At 54.8% G+C, this 17,097-nt stretch carries 18 protein-coding genes; 10 read left to right on the top strand and 8 right to left on the bottom strand.

Going from position 1 to position 17,097, the window contains the following annotated elements:
- The first annotated feature begins 77 nt into the window (after positions 1-77).
- The gene (gene tldD / locus IM273_RS00980; protein WP_028014602.1) at positions 78-1,523 is read left to right on the top strand and encodes a metalloprotease TldD; all 1,446 of its coding nucleotides are present in this window, start codon (positions 78-80) and stop codon (positions 1,521-1,523) included.
- Between the two features lie 46 nt (positions 1,524-1,569).
- On the opposite strand, the gene IM273_RS00975 is transcribed toward tldD, so the two are convergent.
- Both IM273_RS00975 and aaeR read right to left on the bottom strand, forming a co-directional pair.
- Complete coding sequence (locus IM273_RS00975; protein WP_032644925.1) at positions 1,570-2,184, bottom strand: YagU family protein; 615 nt, start codon at positions 2,182-2,184, stop codon at positions 1,570-1,572.
- A 217-nt stretch (positions 2,185-2,401) separates the two neighbouring features.
- Positions 2,402-3,328: an HTH-type transcriptional activator AaeR gene (aaeR, locus tag IM273_RS00970; RefSeq protein ID WP_028014600.1), complete on the bottom strand. Its 927-nt coding sequence runs from the start codon at positions 3,326-3,328 to the stop codon at positions 2,402-2,404.
- Between the two features lie 179 nt (positions 3,329-3,507).
- On the opposite strand from aaeR, the gene aaeX reads away from it, so the two are divergent.
- The 5 genes from aaeX (at position 3,508) to IM273_RS00945 (ending at position 8,486) form a co-directional block, all read left to right on the top strand.
- Complete coding sequence (aaeX, locus tag IM273_RS00965) at positions 3,508-3,711, top strand: p-hydroxybenzoic acid efflux pump operon protein AaeX (RefSeq protein WP_003860416.1); 204 nt, start codon at positions 3,508-3,510, stop codon at positions 3,709-3,711.
- A 7-nt stretch (positions 3,712-3,718) separates the two neighbouring features.
- A complete protein-coding gene (aaeA, locus tag IM273_RS00960; protein WP_028014599.1) occupies positions 3,719-4,651 on the top strand; it encodes a p-hydroxybenzoic acid efflux pump subunit AaeA in 933 nt (310 codons plus the stop codon).
- 5 nt (positions 4,652-4,656) lie between these two features.
- On the top strand, positions 4,657-6,624 hold the full coding sequence (gene aaeB / locus IM273_RS00955; RefSeq protein WP_193050480.1) for a p-hydroxybenzoic acid efflux pump subunit AaeB: 1,968 nt from the start codon (positions 4,657-4,659) through the stop codon (positions 6,622-6,624).
- Between the two features lie 89 nt (positions 6,625-6,713).
- On the top strand, positions 6,714-8,168 hold the full coding sequence (locus IM273_RS00950; protein WP_028014597.1) for an NAD-dependent succinate-semialdehyde dehydrogenase: 1,455 nt from the start codon (positions 6,714-6,716) through the stop codon (positions 8,166-8,168).
- Positions 8,169-8,213: 45 nt separating this feature from the next.
- Complete coding sequence (locus tag IM273_RS00945; protein WP_028014596.1) at positions 8,214-8,486, top strand: barstar family protein; 273 nt, start codon at positions 8,214-8,216, stop codon at positions 8,484-8,486.
- 61 nt (positions 8,487-8,547) lie between these two features.
- Here IM273_RS00945 and yhcN (IM273_RS00940) read toward each other — a convergent pair whose 3' ends face one another.
- From yhcN (IM273_RS00940) to argR, 3 genes are all read right to left on the bottom strand, one after another.
- Positions 8,548-8,814 carry a peroxide/acid stress response protein YhcN gene (gene yhcN, locus IM273_RS00940; RefSeq protein ID WP_028014595.1) on the bottom strand — a complete coding sequence of 89 codons (267 nt, stop codon included), beginning with the start codon at positions 8,812-8,814 and terminating at the stop codon, positions 8,548-8,550.
- A gap of 110 nt (positions 8,815-8,924) precedes the next feature.
- Entirely contained in the window at positions 8,925-9,188 is a 264-nt protein-coding gene (gene yhcN / locus IM273_RS00935) for a peroxide/acid stress response protein YhcN (RefSeq protein ID WP_014885423.1), read from the bottom strand.
- Positions 9,189-9,562: 374 nt separating this feature from the next.
- Positions 9,563-10,033 carry a transcriptional regulator ArgR gene (gene argR, locus IM273_RS00930; protein WP_008502836.1) on the bottom strand — a complete coding sequence of 157 codons (471 nt, stop codon included), beginning with the start codon at positions 10,031-10,033 and terminating at the stop codon, positions 9,563-9,565.
- 397 nt (positions 10,034-10,430) lie between these two features.
- On the opposite strand from argR, the gene mdh reads away from it, so the two are divergent.
- Positions 10,431-11,369: a malate dehydrogenase gene (mdh, locus tag IM273_RS00925; RefSeq protein ID WP_028014594.1), complete on the top strand. Its 939-nt coding sequence runs from the start codon at positions 10,431-10,433 to the stop codon at positions 11,367-11,369.
- A gap of 88 nt (positions 11,370-11,457) precedes the next feature.
- Here the strand turns inward: mdh and degS are convergent, their stop codons facing one another.
- The 3 genes from degS to zapG all read right to left on the bottom strand — a co-directional run bounded on the left by degS (position 11,458) and on the right by zapG (position 14,554).
- Entirely contained in the window at positions 11,458-12,525 is a 1,068-nt protein-coding gene (gene degS / locus IM273_RS00920) for an outer membrane-stress sensor serine endopeptidase DegS (protein WP_028014593.1), read from the bottom strand.
- Positions 12,526-12,617: 92 nt separating this feature from the next.
- On the bottom strand, positions 12,618-13,985 hold the full coding sequence (degQ, locus tag IM273_RS00915) for a serine endoprotease DegQ (protein ID WP_041907839.1): 1,368 nt from the start codon (positions 13,983-13,985) through the stop codon (positions 12,618-12,620).
- 170 nt (positions 13,986-14,155) lie between these two features.
- A complete protein-coding gene (gene zapG, locus IM273_RS00910; protein WP_010436126.1) occupies positions 14,156-14,554 on the bottom strand; it encodes a Z-ring associated protein ZapG in 399 nt (132 codons plus the stop codon).
- 189 nt (positions 14,555-14,743) lie between these two features.
- Here zapG and zapE point away from each other — a divergent pair, with 189 nt between their 5' ends.
- From zapE to rpsI, 3 genes are all read left to right on the top strand, one after another.
- A complete protein-coding gene (zapE, locus tag IM273_RS00905) occupies positions 14,744-15,868 on the top strand; it encodes a cell division protein ZapE (RefSeq protein ID WP_126300122.1) in 1,125 nt (374 codons plus the stop codon).
- A 292-nt stretch (positions 15,869-16,160) separates the two neighbouring features.
- The gene (gene rplM, locus IM273_RS00900; RefSeq protein WP_006178824.1) at positions 16,161-16,589 is read left to right on the top strand and encodes a 50S ribosomal protein L13; all 429 of its coding nucleotides are present in this window, start codon (positions 16,161-16,163) and stop codon (positions 16,587-16,589) included.
- A gap of 15 nt (positions 16,590-16,604) precedes the next feature.
- The gene (gene rpsI, locus IM273_RS00895; protein ID WP_000829818.1) at positions 16,605-16,997 is read left to right on the top strand and encodes a 30S ribosomal protein S9; all 393 of its coding nucleotides are present in this window, start codon (positions 16,605-16,607) and stop codon (positions 16,995-16,997) included.
- Positions 16,998-17,097: the final 100 nt, after the last annotated feature.

The raw sequence follows: 17,097 nt of genomic DNA, 5'->3' as shown, positions 1-17,097 counted from the left end.
TGGGCTGGTAATTGCCTCACTCTCAATAAATACGATCTTTATACCGCCACGGGCGGCAACGAACGAGTAGCAATACGATGAGTCTGAACCTGGTAAGTGAACATTTGCTCGCAGCGAACGGCCTGAGCCATCAGGACCTGTTCTCCATTCTTGGTCAACTGACCGAACGCCGTCTCGACTACGGCGATCTCTATTTCCAGTCGAGCTATCACGAATCCTGGGTTTTAGAAGACAGCATCATCAAAGATGGCTCATATAACATTGACCAGGGCGTCGGCGTGCGCGCCATCAGCGGCGAAAAAACCGGTTTTGCCTATGCCGACCAGATTAGCCTGGCCGCGCTTGAGCAGAGCGCTCAGGCCGCGCGTACCATTGTGCGCGATGCCGGCGACGGTCGCGTGAAAACCCTGGGTGAAGTGCAGCACTCCGCGCTTTATACCAGCATCGACCCGCTGCAGAGCATGAGCCGCGAAGAGAAGCTGGACATCCTGCGCCGCGTGGACAAAGTGGCGCGCGCCGCCGACAAACGTGTTCAGGAAGTCTCCGCCAGCCTGAGCGGTGTGTATGAACTGATTCTGGTGGCGGCAACGGACGGTACGCTGGCGGCCGATGTGCGTCCGCTGGTGCGTCTCTCCATCAGCGTGCAGGTCGATGACAACGGCAAACGCGAGCGCGGCTCAAGCGGCGGCGGCGGTCGTTTCGGCTATGACTGGTTCCTGGGTGATGTTGACGGCGAAGCGCGTGCTGACGCGTGGGCTAAAGAAGCCGTGCGCATGGCGCTGGTGAATCTTAATGCTGTTGCGGCGCCGGCCGGGACATTCCCGGTGGTGCTGGGCGCAGGCTGGCCGGGCGTGCTGCTGCACGAAGCGGTGGGCCACGGTCTGGAAGGCGATTTTAACCGTCGCGGGACGTCCGTGTTCAGCGGCCAGATCGGACAGCTCGTCTCCTCTGAGCTTTGCACCGTAGTGGATGATGGCACCATGCTTGACCGCCGCGGCTCGATTTCTATCGACGATGAAGGTACGCCAGGCCAGTACAACGTGCTGATCGAAAACGGCGTGCTGAAAGGCTACATGCAGGACAAACTCAACGCGCGCCTGATGGGCGTAGCGCCAACGGGTAACGGCCGCCGTGAATCTTACGCGCACCTGCCGATGCCGCGCATGACCAACACTTATATGCTGCCGGGCAAATCCACGCCGCAGGAGATTATCGAATCCGTGGATTACGGTATCTTTGCGCCAAACTTTGGCGGCGGCCAGGTGGATATCACCTCCGGTAAGTTTGTCTTCTCGACTTCAGAAGCGTACCTGATTGAGAAGGGCAAAGTGACTAAAGCGGTGAAGGGCGCGACGCTGATTGGCTCCGGCATTGAAGCGATGCAGCAGATTTCCATGGTCGGTAACGATCTGAAGCTGGATAACGGCGTGGGTGTTTGCGGTAAAGAAGGCCAGAGCCTGCCGGTTGGCGTGGGTCAGCCAACGCTGAAAGTGGATAATCTGACGGTGGGCGGCACGGCCTGACCTGAGCAAACATAAAAAATGGCGCTACAGATGTAGCGCCATTTTTTTAACGTAAGTTACCCAGCGGGATCTCCGGATCCGGCTCGTGAGTAATGCGGTTACGCAAGTCACGTCGAATGATTTCGATCGACCAGAACCAGACCAGATGACCCACGATCTCTGACACGTGTTCATACCAGGGCAGATCAAACAGCGGTGGCGTCAGCCCCATCAGCGGGAAGGAGAGCATGTGAACAAAAAGCTGTGCCAATGCACCCGCCAGCAAACCCTGCCAGAGTTTAATTTTCGGGAAGACTTCAGCAACGACACAATACCCAACCGCGAAGACGATTGAGAAAATAATATGCGTTACGCCGACCCAGTTAAATATATGTCCGGCAAAGGTATAAACTGCTGCGTTAGGATCAACTACGCCCAGCCAGTCGCGTAAAAAAACATAGGGTGGATTTAAAAAATTGCGGGAGCAATCTATCTGGCCTGCGGCTCTTATTAATTGCTCAGGGCCGCATGCGCCGGTAAATAAATCGGTGGGACTGCGTGGCGGGAGTGGTACCTCGGCTCCCCATTTGACAAACGCGGAGACAATTCCTGCAATTAAGCCAATGAACGCGGCGAGTCCGTAGCGCCTGCGTGACGGCGGTGTTTGTTCAAATAGATTCATTTCGTTTCCTTGTTTAACGTCATCCTGCGGAATACATTTTATTATTCAAATCAGCAACAAAATAATAACAGTCTGAATGCCAGACTTTTTATAAGGTAAAGGGCAGGCGGCGGCAGTGTCAATTCGCTATTCCTGATAGAAGCTAAAGAATATTCCTGGATGAAGGCCGGCTTCATCCTGAAATATTAATGGCGCGGATATTTCAGAAATTAATTTCTTATTCCTTTCTTCTACCGCGCATACCCTGAAACAGCTCTGCTACGTCGACAAAATAGTCCGTCAGATAGTTAATACAAACCTGCACCTTCAGCGGCAGCTTGTCCTTCTCGGTATACAGGGCGTAGACCGGGCGTGGATCGGACTGATAGCGCGGGAAGAGGATCTCCAGCACGCCGCTGTTGATCTCATTGATCACCCACATCAGCGGCACGTAGGCGATCCCGGCGCCGGCCACCAGCCAGCGCGAAATGGTCATCGGATCGTTGGTGACGAACCGGCCTTCCGGCAGCAGCCTGGTGGAGATCCCTTCCGGAGCAATCAGCTCAAATTCATTATCGGGGCGGACGCTGTACTCCAGCCAGGAGTGGTTAGCGAGATCGGCAGGTTTCTCCGGCACACCGTACTGCGCCAGATAGCTCTTCGAGGCACAGACCACCATCGGCATGCTCCCGAGGCGACGCGAGAACAGGCTGGAGTCCTGCAACGCGCCAACGCGGATCACCACGTCTAATCCATCGGCGATCAGGTCTGGGGCAGGGATGCCCGTCACCAGATTGACGGTAAGCCCAGGGTACTCTTTCAGCATGTCCGCCGTCATGGCAGCGAGAACATTTTGTGCCATAGTTGAAGAACACCCTATACGCAGCGTGCCGATGGGCGTGTTGTTAAAGGCATAGAGTTGTTCGTGAACATCCTGCACTTCATGCAGCATGCGGCGACAGCCCTGATAGTAAATTTTACCGGCTTCCGTCAACCCGATGCTGCGGGTGCTGCGGTTGAGCAGCTTAACCTGAAGCTCATCTTCCAGTTTGGACACCGTCTGGCTGATGGATGAGACGCTCATCTGAAGCTGGCGCGCAGCGGCGGTAAATGAGCCGAGTTCAACCACTTTGGCGAAGACGGACATGCGTTTTAAACGTTCCATTGTTCACTCTGGCTTAAAAGTGATTTAGATCACATATGATAGATAACAGCATAACAGTTACGTTAATATATTATTAATTACATAACGGCTGCGCCATTCTCGCCCTGCGTTTCTAGCTCTCCTGCGATGGCGTGCGCTAAAAAATTCTGAAGCCTGCACTCTCTCTTATCAAGGTCAACATGAGTCTGTTTCCCGTTATCGTGGTGTTCGGTCTGTCGTTCCCACCGATATTTTTCGAGCTTCTTTTATCACTGGCGATCTTCTGGCTGGTGCGCAAGGTGCTGGTCCCGACTGGGATCTACGATTTCGTCTGGCACCCTGCATTGTTCAATACCGCGCTGTATTGCTGCCTGTTTTACCTGATATCGCGCATGTTTGTCTGAGGTTGATGTGAAAACGCTAACAAGAAAAATCTCCCGCACCGCCATTACCATGGCGCTGGTTATCCTCGCGTTCATCGCTATTTTTCGCGCCTGGGTTTATTACACCGAATCACCGTGGACGCGTGACGCGCGCTTTAGCGCCGATGTGGTGGCAATTGCCCCCGACGTGGCCGGCCTTATCACGGCGGTTAACGTTCACGATAACCAGCTGGTGAAGAAAGATCAGGTCCTGTTCACCATCGACCAGCCTCGTTACCAGAAGGCGCTGGAGGAAGCAGAAGCAGACGTGGCCTATTACCAGGCGCTGGCCGCAGAGAAACGCCGTGAGGCAGGCCGTCGTAACCAGCTTGGCGTTCAGGCCATGTCCCGCGAAGAGATTGACCAGTCCAACAACGTGCTGCAAACCGTGCTGCACCAGTTAGCGAAAGCGCAGGCAACGCGCGATCTGGCGAAGCTCGACCTGGAGCGTACCGTGATCCGCGCGCCGGCCGATGGCTGGGTGACCAACCTGAACGTCTATGCCGGAGAGTTTATCACCCGTGGCTCAACCGCCGTGGCGCTGGTTAAACAGAACTCCTTCTACGTGCTCGCCTATATGGAAGAGACCAAGCTGGAGGGCGTTCGTCCGGGATATCGCGCAGAAGTCACGCCGCTTGGCAGCAACCGCGTCTTTAAAGGTACCGTCGACAGCGTCGCCGCAGGGGTAACCAACTCCAGCAGCTCTAACGATGCCAAAGGGATGGCGACGGTGGATTCTAACCTGGAGTGGGTGCGTCTGGCGCAGCGCGTGCCGGTACGTATTCATCTGGATGAGCAGCAGGGCAACCTGTGGCCAGCGGGTACCACGGCGACGGTGGTGATCACCGGAGAAAAAGATCGGGATGCCAGCCAGGACTCCCTCTTCCGTAAAATTGCCCATCGCCTGCGCGAGTTTGGTTAATCGCCATGGGTATCTTTTCCATCGCCAGCCAGCACATTCGCTTCGCCGTGAAGCTGGCGTGCGCCATCGTTCTGGCGCTGTTCGTTGGCTTCCACTTCCAGCTTGAAACCCCTCGCTGGGCGGTGCTGACCGCCGCGATTGTCGCGGCGGGCCCTGCCTTCGCCGCGGGTGGAGAACCCTACTCTGGTGCGATCCGCTATCGCGGGATGCTACGTATCATCGGGACGTTTATCGGCTGTTTCGCGGCGCTGACCATTATTATTCTGATGATCCGCACGCCGCTGCTGATGCTAATGGTCTGCTGCATCTGGGCGGGCTTCTGCACCTGGATCTCGTCTCTGGTAAAAGTCGAGAACTCCTACGCCTGGGGGCTGGCAGGCTATACCGCGCTGATCATTGTCATCACCATCCAAAGCGAACCGCTGCTCGCGCCGCAGTTTGCCGTAGAGCGCTGCAGCGAGATTGTGATTGGTATTGTCTGCGCGATTGTGGCTGACCTGCTTTTCTCCCCGCGCTCGATCAAGCAAGAGGTGGATCGCGAGCTGGACGCGCTGATCGTTGCCCAGTACCAGCTGATGCAGCTGTGCATTAAACACGGCGACAGCGAAGAGGTGGATAAAGCCTGGAGCGGGCTGGTTCGTCGTACGCAGGCGCTGGAAGGGATGCGCAGCAACCTCAATATGGAGTCGTCTCGCTGGGCGCGGGCGAATCGTCGCCTTAAAGCCCTGAATACCGTCTCCTTAACGCTGATTACCCAGGCGTGCGAAACCTATCTTATCCAGAACACCCGCCCGGAAGTGGTCACCGATACGTTCCGTGAGCTGTTTGCCGAGCCGGTGGAAACCGTACAGGACGTGCATAAGCAGCTTAAGCGCATGCGCCGGGTGATTGCCTGGACCGGGGAGCGCGAGACGCCGGTGACGATCTACACCTGGGTTGGGGCCGCAACGCGCTATCTGCTGCTTAAGCGCGGCGTGATCGGTAACACCAAAATCAGCGCGGCGGAAGAAGAGGTGCTCCAGGGCGAAGTGGTGATCAAGGCGGAATCTGCCGAGCGCCATCACGCGATGGTCAACTTCTGGCGTACCACGCTTGCCTGTATGCTCGGCACGCTGTTCTGGCTGTGGACGGGCTGGACGTCCGGCAGCGGCGCGATGGTGATGATTGCCGTCGTGACCGCACTGGCGATGCGTCTGCCTAACCCGCGCATGGTCGCCATTGATTTCCTCTACGGCACCATCGCCGCGCTGCCGATAGGCGCGCTCTATTTCCTGGTCATCATCCCGTCGACGCAGCAGAGCATGCTGCTGCTCTGTATTAGCCTGGCGGTGATGGCGTTCTTTATCGGCATTGAAGTGCAAAAGCGCCGCCTGGGATCGCTGGGGGCGCTGGCGAGTACGATTAACATCATCGTGCTGGATAACCCGATGACCTTCCACTTCAGCCAGTTCCTCGACAGCGCGCTGGGTCAGCTGGTGGGCTGCTTCCTTGCGATGATGGTGATTCTGCTGGTTCGGGATAACTCGCAGGCGCGGACAGGGCGCGTATTGCTGAACCAGTTTGTATCGGCTGCCGTGTCGTCGATGACTACCAATACCGCGCGTCGTAAAGAGAACCACCTGCCCGCGCTCTACCAGCAGCTGTTTTTACTGCTGAACAAATTCCCGGGCGACATAGCGAAGTTCCGCCTGGCGTTAACCATGATCATCGCGCACCAGCGTCTGCGCAACGCGCCGGTGCCGATCAACGACGATCTCTCGGCATTCCACCGTCAGCTGCGTCGTACCGCCGACCATGTGCTTTCCGCCAGCAGTGACGACAAACGCCGTCGTTACTTTACCCAACTGCTTGAAGAACTGGATATTTATCAGGAAAAGCTCAAGCACTGGCAAGCGCCGCCACAGGTGACCGAGCCGGTAGGGCGGCTGGTGTTTATGCTGCATCGCTACCAGAATGCCCTCACGGATAACTGACTGAAGTAAAAAAACCGACGCCAAAAGCGCCGGTTTTTTTGTGGCTATACTTATTCCAGCACGTACTTACATTCAGGAAGGGAGGACACATGACGACTCAGGCGCTTCAGGACAACACCCTTTTTCAGACCGGCTATCTGGTCGACGGCATCTGGAAAACGCTGGACACAACGTTTGATGTGCTGAACCCCGCGACCGGTGAGGTCATCGCTAAAGTTGCGAAAGCGGGTAAAGCGCAAACCGAAGAAGCGATCGCAGCGGCCACCAAAGCCTTCCCGGCATGGCGTGCCAAAACCGCGAAAGAGCGTTCGGCGATTCTGTACCGCTGGTACGAACTGATTATTGAAAATAAAAGCTGGCTCGGGCGGTTAATGACCACCGAGCAGGGCAAGCCCCTGAAAGAGGCGGAAGGAGAAGTGGAGTATGCCGCCAGCTTTATCCAGTGGTTTGCCGAAGAGGCCAAGCGCGCGAACGGTGAAATTATTCCGCCAATCAAGCCCGGCTCGCGCATTCTGGCGACCCGTGAGCCCATCGGCGTCGTCGCGGCCATCACGCCGTGGAACTTCCCGATGGCGATGCTCACCCGCAAGCTGGGCCCGGCGCTGGCAGCCGGGTGTACCGGTGTCATCAAACCGGCCAATAACACGCCGCTCAGCGCCTTTGCGCTGCTGACGCTGGCAAAACAGGCGGGCGTGCCCGACGGTGTGCTCAACGCGGTGGCCGGAAATACCCATGAAATCAGCGATGCGATCATGGCCAGCCACGACGTGCGTAAAATCTCCTTTACCGGTTCGACCTCCGTCGGCAAAACGCTGGTGCGCAACGCCGCAGAAACCATGAAAAAAGTCTCGATGGAGCTGGGGGGAAATGCTCCGTATATCGTCTTTGAGGATGCCGACATCGAGGCTGCGGTAAAAGGCGCGATCGCCAATAAATTCCGCAATGCCGGGCAAGTCTGCGTCAGCGTGAACCGCTTCTACATTCAGGAAACCGTCTACGACAAGTTTGTGAATAAGCTCGCAGATGCGGTTAATGCCCTTAAGGTGGGGAATGGCCTTGAGGACGGCGTCGTCGTCGGGCCGCTGATTGAATCCGCCGCGGTCGACAAGGTCCGTGAGCATGTTGAAGATGCTGTCACACGAGGGGCGACCGTGCTGGCGGGCGGCAAACCCCATCCGCTGGGCGGTAATTTCTGGATGCCAACCGTGCTGGGCGACTGTCACGAAGGCATGAAGCTGGCAGAAGAAGAGACGTTTGGTCCGGTTGCGGCGTGTTTCCGCTTCACCTCGGAAGATGAAGTTATCCAGCGTGCGAATAACACGCCTTACGGGCTGGCAGCTTACTTCTACACCCAAAACCTTTCCCGGGTTTTCCGTGTTTCACAGGCCATCGAGAGCGGGATGATTGGCATTAACGAGTGCGCCGTTTCCACCGAGCTGGGGCCTTTCGGCGGCGTAAAAGAGTCCGGTCTTGGACGTGAGGGATCCGTGCTGGGGCTGGAAGAGTATCTGGAAGTTAAAACCCTGCATATCGGGGGATTATAATAGACTGGGCGGCATCTGCCGCCCGCCTGGACTGGGTGGCTGGCAATGAAAACCTATACTTTTGATTTTGACGAAATCGACAGTCAGGAAGACTTTTATCGGGAATTTATCCGGGCGTTTGATCTTGAACGGGAAAGCGTGACCAATCTGGATACGCTGTGGGACGTGGTCACCGGCAGCATGCTGCCGCTACCGCTGGAGATTGAGTTTATCCATCTGCCCGATAAGCTGCGCAGACGTTTCGGCGCGCTGATATTACTCTTCGATGAAGCGGAGGAAGAGCTTGAAGGACAGCTTCGCTTTAACGCGCGGCATTAAATGAAAAAAGCCCCTGACCACGAGGCCAGGGGCAAGTCGTATGATGAGATACGACGAGGGTTTATTTATACAGTTCAGCCGTGGCGTGCCAGTGGTCACCCTGATTCAGTTCGGTGACGCGATAGCTGCTGGCGCCTGCTTTTTCAGCTTTGGCGGCAAGTTCCTGACGAATGTCCATCGGGGAGCCGGTGACTGACGTCACGGAGACGCTGCCCATTGGCTGCAGATTTTGTGCCTGATCGGCATTCACTTGCTGTACGGCTGCGCTTGCGCCGAAAGAGAGAGCGGATGCCAGACCCAGGGTTGCGATGATCAATTTGGTTTTCATAGTCTTTACTCCTGAATAGGTTTTTTGCTCAACGGCGAGAAGGGTTGAACTGCTATTTTTATGCCTGGTGCCGTTGAGTGGAGAGTTATGTCTTCAGTGATTACTTAAACTTATTTGTACAGCTCGGCGGTGGCGTGCCAGTGGTCACCGGAACGCGCTTCGATAATGCGATAGGATGACGCACCTTTTTCTTCCGCTTTTTTGTTCAGCATCTCATGCATGTCCATTGGAGACGTGCCAACAGCGCCGACAGAAACCGTACCGATTGCCTCACGGGATTGCGCCTGGTCAGCATTAATAGCGTCAGCCGCGAAAGCACCGAAGGACAGGACAGACAGGACGCTCAGCGCCGCTACAGTAGTTTTGATTTTCATGATTCTTACCTCGTCGAATTTTTTAGTGGGGTCTTGTTTCGTGACCCTCATCACAAAATCAAGTATACACTAATAACGTAAAAAATTAATACCAGACTAATGGTTTCTCTTGTTATTACGTGTTAAACACGCTTTTTTTTATAACCTAATTGCATAATGTTGGGTGTTTTATGAGCAATTTGTGTTGCTATTTATAAGAAAATCATAGGGATAATGCTTTTTGGTTTTTTGTGCGATTTGCGGGATTGCTATTCACTGGATGAATGTTAATGAGTGGTAAAAAGCACTAATCGTCAAAGCAAGGGTAGTGAAATAAAGGGGGAAATGATGCGAGAGCAGAATGATCCCCGCAGCGGCGCTACGGGGAAAGCGCATTACAGTTCCTGTTCGAACAGAACCAGAATCGCTTCGTGGAGATCCTTCACGGAGAAACCGCTAGCCGGGGTGGTAAAGATGGTGTCATCACCGGCAATGGTGCCAAGAATACCCTCTGTTTTACCTAACGAGTCCAGCATGCGGGCAATCAGCTGCGCGGCACCCGGGCTTGTGTGGATGACCACAACGGCGTCGTTATAGTCGATATCCAGAACCAAATTCTTGAGCGGGCTGGAGGTGGTCGGCACGCCAAGTTCAGCCGGCAGGCAATAGACCATCTCCATCTTGGCGTTGCGGGTACGCACCGCGCCAAACTTGGTTAACATGCGGGAGACTTTCGACTGGTTGATGTTATCGAAGCCTTGTTCCTGCAGCGCCTGAACAATTTCTCCCTGAGAACTGAATTTCTCTTCTTTAAGTAGCGCCTTAAACGCTTTTACCAATTCTTCTTGCTTAGACGAGCTTCGCATAAGTCACCCGGAATATGACGAAAGAAACAACATTATTATGCATGTGGATGAATTTTTATGCAAATTATCTGCTCAACGGCAGGCTGAAATAATGTTATGAAAGGGAGTGATTTTATCAGATTTCGTTATCAGAAAACATGCCTGGGTCACGCCGCGCAAATAAGCTTAAAAGTAAATTAAATGTTATCAAAATGATGTTGTTTTGGTGGCGTGGCAGGGTGTATTGTAACCACCTCTTAATTCGTTGCCATCTGTCGTCAGATAGCTTTCTGGTGAGAGATAAAGTCGTGTGACCTCAAATTCTTTAGCTTCGAAAATTGTAATTAAAGACATGCTGATTTAAGGTCGCGGCAACGGATTTACAGATACTTAAGTTAACCATAATAAGGAGTTTAGGATGAAAGTCGCAGTCCTCGGCGCTGCTGGTGGTATCGGCCAGGCGCTTGCCCTACTACTGAAAACCCAACTGCCTTCAGGCTCAGAACTCTCCCTGTACGATATTGCTCCGGTAACCCCAGGCGTGGCGGTTGACCTGAGCCACATCCCGACCGCTGTAAAAATCAAAGGCTTCTCCGGTGAAGATGCGCGTCCTGCGCTGCAGGGTGCTGACGTGGTCCTGATTTCTGCAGGCGTGGCGCGTAAGCCAGGCATGGATCGTTCAGACCTGTTCAACGTCAACGCGGGCATCGTGAAAAACCTGGTGCAGCAGATCGCTGAAGTGTGCCCGAAAGCATGCATCGGTATCATCACTAACCCGGTGAACACCACCGTTGCTATCGCAGCCGAAGTGCTGAAGAAAGCGGGTGTGTACGACAAAAACAAACTGTTCGGCGTGACCACGCTGGATATCATCCGTTCCAACACCTTCGTTGCTGAGCTGAAAGGCAAACAGCCAACAGAAGTGGAAGTGCCGGTTATCGGCGGCCACTCTGGCGTGACTATTCTGCCTCTGCTGTCGCAGATCCCGGGCGTGAGCTTCACCGAGCAGGAAGTGGCTGACCTGACCAAACGAATCCAGAACGCGGGCACCGAAGTGGTGGAAGCGAAGGCGGGTGGCGGTTCTGCAACCCTGTCTATGGGCCAGGCGGCTGCACGTTTCGGTCTGTCACTGGTTCGCGCCCTGCAGGGCGAGAAAGGCGTTGTTGAATGCGCTTACGTTGAAGGCGACGGCGAACATGCCCGCTTCTTCTCTCAGCCGCTGCTGCTGGGCAAAAACGGTATTGAAGAGCGTAAGCCTATCGGTACGCTGAGCGCATTTGAGCAAAACGCGATGGAAGGCATGCTGGACACGCTGAAGAAAGATATCACTCTGGGTGAAGAGTTCGTTAACAAGTAAAACGAAGTGTCTCCCGTAGGCCGGGTAAGCGTTAGCGCCACCCGGCAAAAAAACCGAAGCCAGTAAGTGCTTCGGTTTTTTTATGGGGCTAATTTGTTGCCGGGTATTCCTGAATCGTCACGTGCAGCGTCATTTTCTTATCGTTGCGCATGATTTCCACAGGGATGATCGAGCCAGGGCGAATTTCGGCCACCTGGTCCATCGTCTCCAGGGCCGAGACTGCCGGCGTGCCGTTGACCGACACGATGACATCATTAACCTGAATCCCCGCGTTAGCCGCCGGGCCACCCGGTGCCACCTCGTTGACGACGATGCCCTGAATCTGGTCGATACCGCCGCCCTGAGTATGCATTGGCGCAATTTCGCGCCCGCCGATACCGATATAGCCGCGGATCACGCGTCCGTCGCGGATCAGCTTATCCATAATCTTGGTCGCCAGCTGGAACGGAATAGCAAAGCCGATCCCTTCCGGCGTCTCGCCGTCGTTGCTTTTATCGAACGAGAGGGTGTTGATGCCCATCAATTCGCCCAGCGAGTTGACCAGCGCGCCGCCGGAGTTGCCGTGGTTGATTGACGCATCCGTCTGCAGGAAGTTCTGCCGTCCTGACGGGTTGAGGCCGATTCGACCGGTCGCGCTGATAATTCCCTGCGTGATGGTCTGGCCCAGGTTGTACGGGTTACCGATCGCCAGCACCACATCGCCGATGTGCGGCGTACGTTTACGGTTGATCGGAATGACCGGCAATCCGCCCGTGGCGTTAATCTTCAGCACGGCCAGATCGGTCAGGCTGTCTGAACCCACAAGCAACGCCTCAAACACGCGGCCATCCTGCAGGGCGACGATGATCTGGTCGGCATCGTTGATCACGTGTTTGTTCGTAATAATGTAGCCGCGCTCGTCCATAATCACCCCGGAGCCAAGGGTGCGGATCTCAAGCTGGTTATGTGCTGAACTGTTGAGGCCGCGGTTATAAACGTTAACCACGGCAGGGGCGGCACGGCGAACGGCCTGGTTATAGGTCGCCGGCGTTTCATCCGTGCTGTCGAACTGGGGGGCAGACAGCTTGTTAAACTGACGCAAAGACGGCATCGCCAGCAGCAGCAGGCCAGCGACAATCAAACCGATGACAATGGAACGTAAGAGCTTTAAAAGCATGATGCGCGTGTCGTGAAAAAAGGAACGATTTGCAGCATAACATGAGTTATCCGGACATCACACGCAGCGGTGATGTCCGGGATCGCAAATGCTTAGCGCAACAGAATGTAGATAGACTCATTGCCGCGCATGACCTGCAGGGCAATGACCGCCGGTTTGCTCTCCAGCACCTTGCGCAGTTCGGCAATGGACTGCACGCGATTGCGGTTCACGCCAATGATGACATCTTCCTGATGCAATCCGGCCTGCGCGGCAGGGCTGCTCTTCTCGACGGTGTCCAGGCGAATGCCTTTCGTACCGTCTTTCAACTGCCCATCGCTTAGCGTTGCCCCCTGCAGCGCCGGGGCGATAAGCTCCGCGCTGGCAGAGGACGAGGTGCTTTTATCCAGCGTCACTTCGACATTCAGCGGCTTACCGTCACGGATCAGGCCCAGCTTCACTTTGGCCCCCGGTTCGGTAGTGGCGATACGCGAACGCAGTTCCGCAAAGCTGCTCAGCGGCTTGTCGTTAAGGCTGACGATCACATCACCCGATTTAATGCCTGCTTTTGCCGAACCGGAGTTTGGCAGCACTTCACTGACAAACGCACCGCGCTGCACGTTGATATTGAACGCTTTCGCGATATCCGCGCTCATCTCCATGCCTTTAATACCCAGCAGTCCACGTTTGACTTCGCCGAACTGGATTAGCTGCTGCGCCAGCGTTTTAGCCATATTGCTCGGGATCGCAAAGCCAATCCCAATGCTGCCGCCGCCCGGAGCCAGAATTGCCGTGTTAATGCCAATCAACTCGCCGTTAAGGTTGAGTAATGCCCCGCCGGAGTTGCCCCGGTTGATTGAGGCATCGGTCTGGATGAAGTTTTCCAGACCTTCCAGATTCAGGCCACTGCGTCCCAGCGCCGAGACTATGCCGGAGGTGGCGGTTTGACCTAAACCAAAGGGATTGCCCACGGCGACGGCAAAATCACCGACGCGCAGCTTGTCGGAATCCGCAATGGCAATCTGGGTCAGGTTGCTCGGGTTCTGCACCTGCAATAGCGCGATGTCGCTTTGGTCATCGCCGCCAATCAGTTTGGCATCAAATTCGCGGCCATCGTTCAGCTGGACGCTGATTTTATCGGCCTGGCTGATGACATGATTGTTGGTCAGAATATAGCCTTTAGCCGCATCAATGATGACACCAGAGCCCAGGCCTTCAAAAGGCTGGGCCTGCTGGTTGGGGGACTCATCGCCAAAATATTTTTTCAGTTCTTCCGGTACGCGCTGGCTTTGAACCGCCGTGCCTTCTACCTGAACGCTCACGACCGCGGGCAACACTTTTTCCAGCATTGGCGCGAGGCTGGGAGTGGCTGCCTGTCCCGGCACCTGCGAAGGCAGCGCCGCACCGGCAGGGAAGGACGCCGAGAGAGATAACCCGACACTTAACGCTATAGCGCTCAACAGCTGGTTTTTTTTCTTCATTGATGCTGACTCTCGTATCCTGGAATGAAAGAAGAACGGCCCAAAATCATGATGATGTTATTGAATTTTATACCGCTGAACAATGAGGTGTTTGACTAAATAATAGCTGGGGACGGGAGGAAAGGACGGGCGCAAGAGATGCGCCCGTAAAATATATTTATGTTGTGCGATTAATCGCGTTTTGCGCCACCGCGCAGCAGGCCGGACGCGCCGTCAGAGTAGTCGCGTGGCATCTGAACCGGAGCCTGATCGTTACCCGCTTCTGAGTCGGCCAGACGGTTGCGGAACGGGTTAGTCTCCGCGGTCATTTCCGGCAGCAGGCTGCTGGAGCTTTTCGCCATATGCTGATACAGCTGACGGTAGTCGGTCGCCATGTTGTCCAGCAGCTCAGCGCTACGGGCAAAGTGGCTGACCAGCTCTTCGCGATACTCTTCCAGCTCTGCTTTATTCTTTTCCAGTTCGTACTGCAGTGACTGCTGCTGACGCAATTTGCGGTTGCCGAAACGCATGGCCACAGCACCGATCACGATGCCGACGACTAAACCGATTAGCGCATATTCCCAGGTCATGAACTTCTCCCGTTGTCTTGTTGTTCCGTAGGGTGTTGGCTCGGCTCCTGCCTGTGCCTGATAATGCCACTATAACCGCTATTTCCGCAGAAGTGGAATCCTGACGTATCATCGCGTAGTGTAGAACGGCCTTTTTTTCATCAGTCACGCCTGCTGATGAGCATTAATTGAAGGAATAACAATAAGATTATGCAAATCCTGTCCCCTGCATCGCGATATCAACTGGCCCTGAATGAGGGTACTCATCAGCCTGATGACGTTCAACGTGAGGCGGTAAACCGTCTGGAGATGATTTATCAGGCGCTCACGGCAAAACCTGCTGAAGTAGAACAGAGTGGTGGGCTCAAAGCGGCGTTTGGCCGACTGCTCGGCAAAAAAGCGCCGCAGGCTCAGGCTCCGGTGCGCGGTTTATATATGTGGGGCGGCGTCGGTCGCGGAAAAACCTGGCTGATGGATCTGTTTTATCTCAGCCTGCCGGGGGAGCGTAAACAGCGCCTCCACTTCCATCGCTTTATGCTGCGGGTGCATGAAGAGCTGACAGCGCTGCAGGGCAAAAGCGATCCGCTGGAGATTGTGGCTGACAGGTTCAAGGCGGAAACGGACGTGCTCTGCTTCGATGAGTTTTTTGTTTCTGACATTACCGACGCCATGCTGTTAGGCGGGCTGATGAAAGCGCTGTTTGCCCGCGGGATCACGCTCGTTGCCACGTCGAATATCCCGCCGGATGAACTCTATCGCAACGGCCTGCAGCGGGCGCGTTTCCTGCCGGCCATTGATGCTATCAAACAGCATTGCGACATCATGAATGTCGATGCCGGTGTCGATTATCGTCTGCGCACGTTAACGCAGGCGCACCTGTGGCTTTCGCCGTTAAACGCCGATACCGCTCGCGAGATGGATAAACTCTGGCTGGCGCTGGCGGGCGCAAAACGCGAAAACGCACCGACGCTGGAGATTAACCATCGCCCGTTACCCACCCTTGGCGTAGAAAACCAGACGCTGGCGGTCTCTTTTGCGACGCTCTGCGTGGATGCCCGCAGCCAGCATGACTATATTGCGCTTTCGCGCCTGTTCCACACCGTGATGATGCTGGATGTGCCGGTGATGACGCGGCTGATGGAGAGCGAAGCGCGGCGCTTCATTGCGCTGGTGGACGAGTTTTACGAGCGCCACGTCAAGCTTGTCGTCAGCGCCGAGGTGCCTTTATATGAGGTCTACCAGGGCGAGCGGCTGAAGTTTGAGTTCCAGCGCTGCCTCTCGCGCCTGCAAGAGATGCAGAGCGAAGAGTATCTCAAGCGTGAGCATATGCCCTAATCAATGCTCCCCTCTCCCACAGGGAGAGGGGCTGGGAGTGAGGGCACCAGACCGCACAAACGCGCCCCCCGAAAAACCCATTCCAAATCACATTTAAGGGTCGATCTTTGACCTCAACTTCTCTATAATCTTGCGACCCCACGTTACGAGAAGGTTTTTTTCCCGAAACTTTCTATCTGTCGGCATGTGCTATTCGAAGGGGTAGGTTTGCCGGACTTTGTCGTGTGAACCTCAACTGACTAAACGTTTGGGTGTTCACCAACGTGTAACTTATTATTTGGGTAAGCTTTTAATGAAAACTTTTACAGCTAAACCAGAAACCGTACAGCGCGACTGGTATGTTGTTGACGCGACCGGTAAAACTCTGGGCCGTCTGGCTACTGAACTGGCTCGTCGCCTGCGCGGTAAGCATAAAGCGGAATACACTCCGCACGTTGATACCGGTGATTACATCATCGTTCTGAACGCTGACAAAGTTGCTGTTACCGGCAACAAGCGTACTGACAAAGTGTACTACCACCACACCGGCCACATCGGTGGTATCAAAGAAGCGACCTTTGAAGAGATGATTGCCCGCCGTCCTGAGCGTGTGATTGAAATCGCGGTTAAAGGCATGCTGCCAAAAGGCCCGCTGGGTCGTGCTATGTTCCGTAAACTGAAAGTTTACGCAGGCAACGAGCACAACCACGCGGCACAGCAACCGCAAGTTCTTGACATCTAATCGGGATTATAGGCAATGGCTGAAAATCAATACTACGGCACTGGTCGCCGCAAAAGTTCCGCAGCTCGCGTTTTCATCAAACCGGGCAATGGTAAAATCGTAATCAACCAGCGTTCTCTGGAACAGTACTTCGGTCGCGAAACTGCCCGCATGGTAGTTCGCCAGCCGCTGGAACTGGTTGATATGGTAGAAAAACTGGATCTGTACATCACCGTTAAAGGTGGTGGTATCTCCGGTCAGGCAGGTGCGATCCGTCACGGTATCACCCGCGCTCTGATGGAGTACGACGAATCCCTGCGTTCTGAACTGCGTAAAGCTGGCTTCGTTACTCGTGACGCTCGTCAGGTTGAACGTAAGAAAGTGGGTCTGCGTAAAGCACGTCGTCGTCCACAGTTCTCCAAACGTTAATCCATTCTGCTTACGCAGAACGATTGGCGAAAAACCCGCTTCGGCGGGTTTTTTTATGGATAATGCGCAGGTTATCCACAGTAACATTTCATATATCTTC

The sequence above is a fragment of the Enterobacter cloacae complex sp. P13B genome, assembly GCF_014895915.1.
In the GTDB taxonomy this organism is placed as follows: domain Bacteria; phylum Pseudomonadota; class Gammaproteobacteria; order Enterobacterales; family Enterobacteriaceae; genus Enterobacter; species Enterobacter bugandensis.
Note: the sequence above shows the minus strand (reverse complement) of the source record. Positions and strands in the feature narration are given on the sequence as shown.

Bases quoted from the DNA above. Each gene is read 5' to 3' on its own strand.
- tldD (WP_028014602.1), top strand. From the start codon at position 78: ATGAGTCTGAACCTGGTAAGTGAACATTTGCTCGCAGCGAACGGCCTG.
- IM273_RS00975 (WP_032644925.1), bottom strand. From the start codon at position 2,184: ATGAATCTATTTGAACAAACACCGCCGTCACGCAGGCGCTACGGACTC.
- aaeR (WP_028014600.1), bottom strand. From the start codon at position 3,328: ATGGAACGTTTAAAACGCATGTCCGTCTTCGCCAAAGTGGTTGAACTC.
- aaeX (WP_003860416.1), top strand. From the start codon at position 3,508: ATGAGTCTGTTTCCCGTTATCGTGGTGTTCGGTCTGTCGTTCCCACCG.
- aaeB (WP_193050480.1), top strand. From the start codon at position 4,657: ATGGGTATCTTTTCCATCGCCAGCCAGCACATTCGCTTCGCCGTGAAG.
- IM273_RS00950 (WP_028014597.1), top strand. From the start codon at position 6,714: ATGACGACTCAGGCGCTTCAGGACAACACCCTTTTTCAGACCGGCTAT.
- IM273_RS00945 (WP_028014596.1), top strand. From the start codon at position 8,214: ATGAAAACCTATACTTTTGATTTTGACGAAATCGACAGTCAGGAAGAC.
- yhcN (WP_028014595.1), bottom strand. From the start codon at position 8,814: ATGAAAACCAAATTGATCATCGCAACCCTGGGTCTGGCATCCGCTCTC.
- yhcN (WP_014885423.1), bottom strand. From the start codon at position 9,188: ATGAAAATCAAAACTACTGTAGCGGCGCTGAGCGTCCTGTCTGTCCTG.
- argR (WP_008502836.1), bottom strand. From the start codon at position 10,033: ATGCGAAGCTCGTCTAAGCAAGAAGAATTGGTAAAAGCGTTTAAGGCG.
- mdh (WP_028014594.1), top strand. From the start codon at position 10,431: ATGAAAGTCGCAGTCCTCGGCGCTGCTGGTGGTATCGGCCAGGCGCTT.
- degS (WP_028014593.1), bottom strand. From the start codon at position 12,525: ATGCTTTTAAAGCTCTTACGTTCCATTGTCATCGGTTTGATTGTCGCT.
- degQ (WP_041907839.1), bottom strand. From the start codon at position 13,985: ATGAAGAAAAAAAACCAGCTGTTGAGCGCTATAGCGTTAAGTGTCGGG.
- zapG (WP_010436126.1), bottom strand. From the start codon at position 14,554: ATGACCTGGGAATATGCGCTAATCGGTTTAGTCGTCGGCATCGTGATC.
- zapE (WP_126300122.1), top strand. From the start codon at position 14,744: ATGCAAATCCTGTCCCCTGCATCGCGATATCAACTGGCCCTGAATGAG.
- rplM (WP_006178824.1), top strand. From the start codon at position 16,161: ATGAAAACTTTTACAGCTAAACCAGAAACCGTACAGCGCGACTGGTAT.
- rpsI (WP_000829818.1), top strand. From the start codon at position 16,605: ATGGCTGAAAATCAATACTACGGCACTGGTCGCCGCAAAAGTTCCGCA.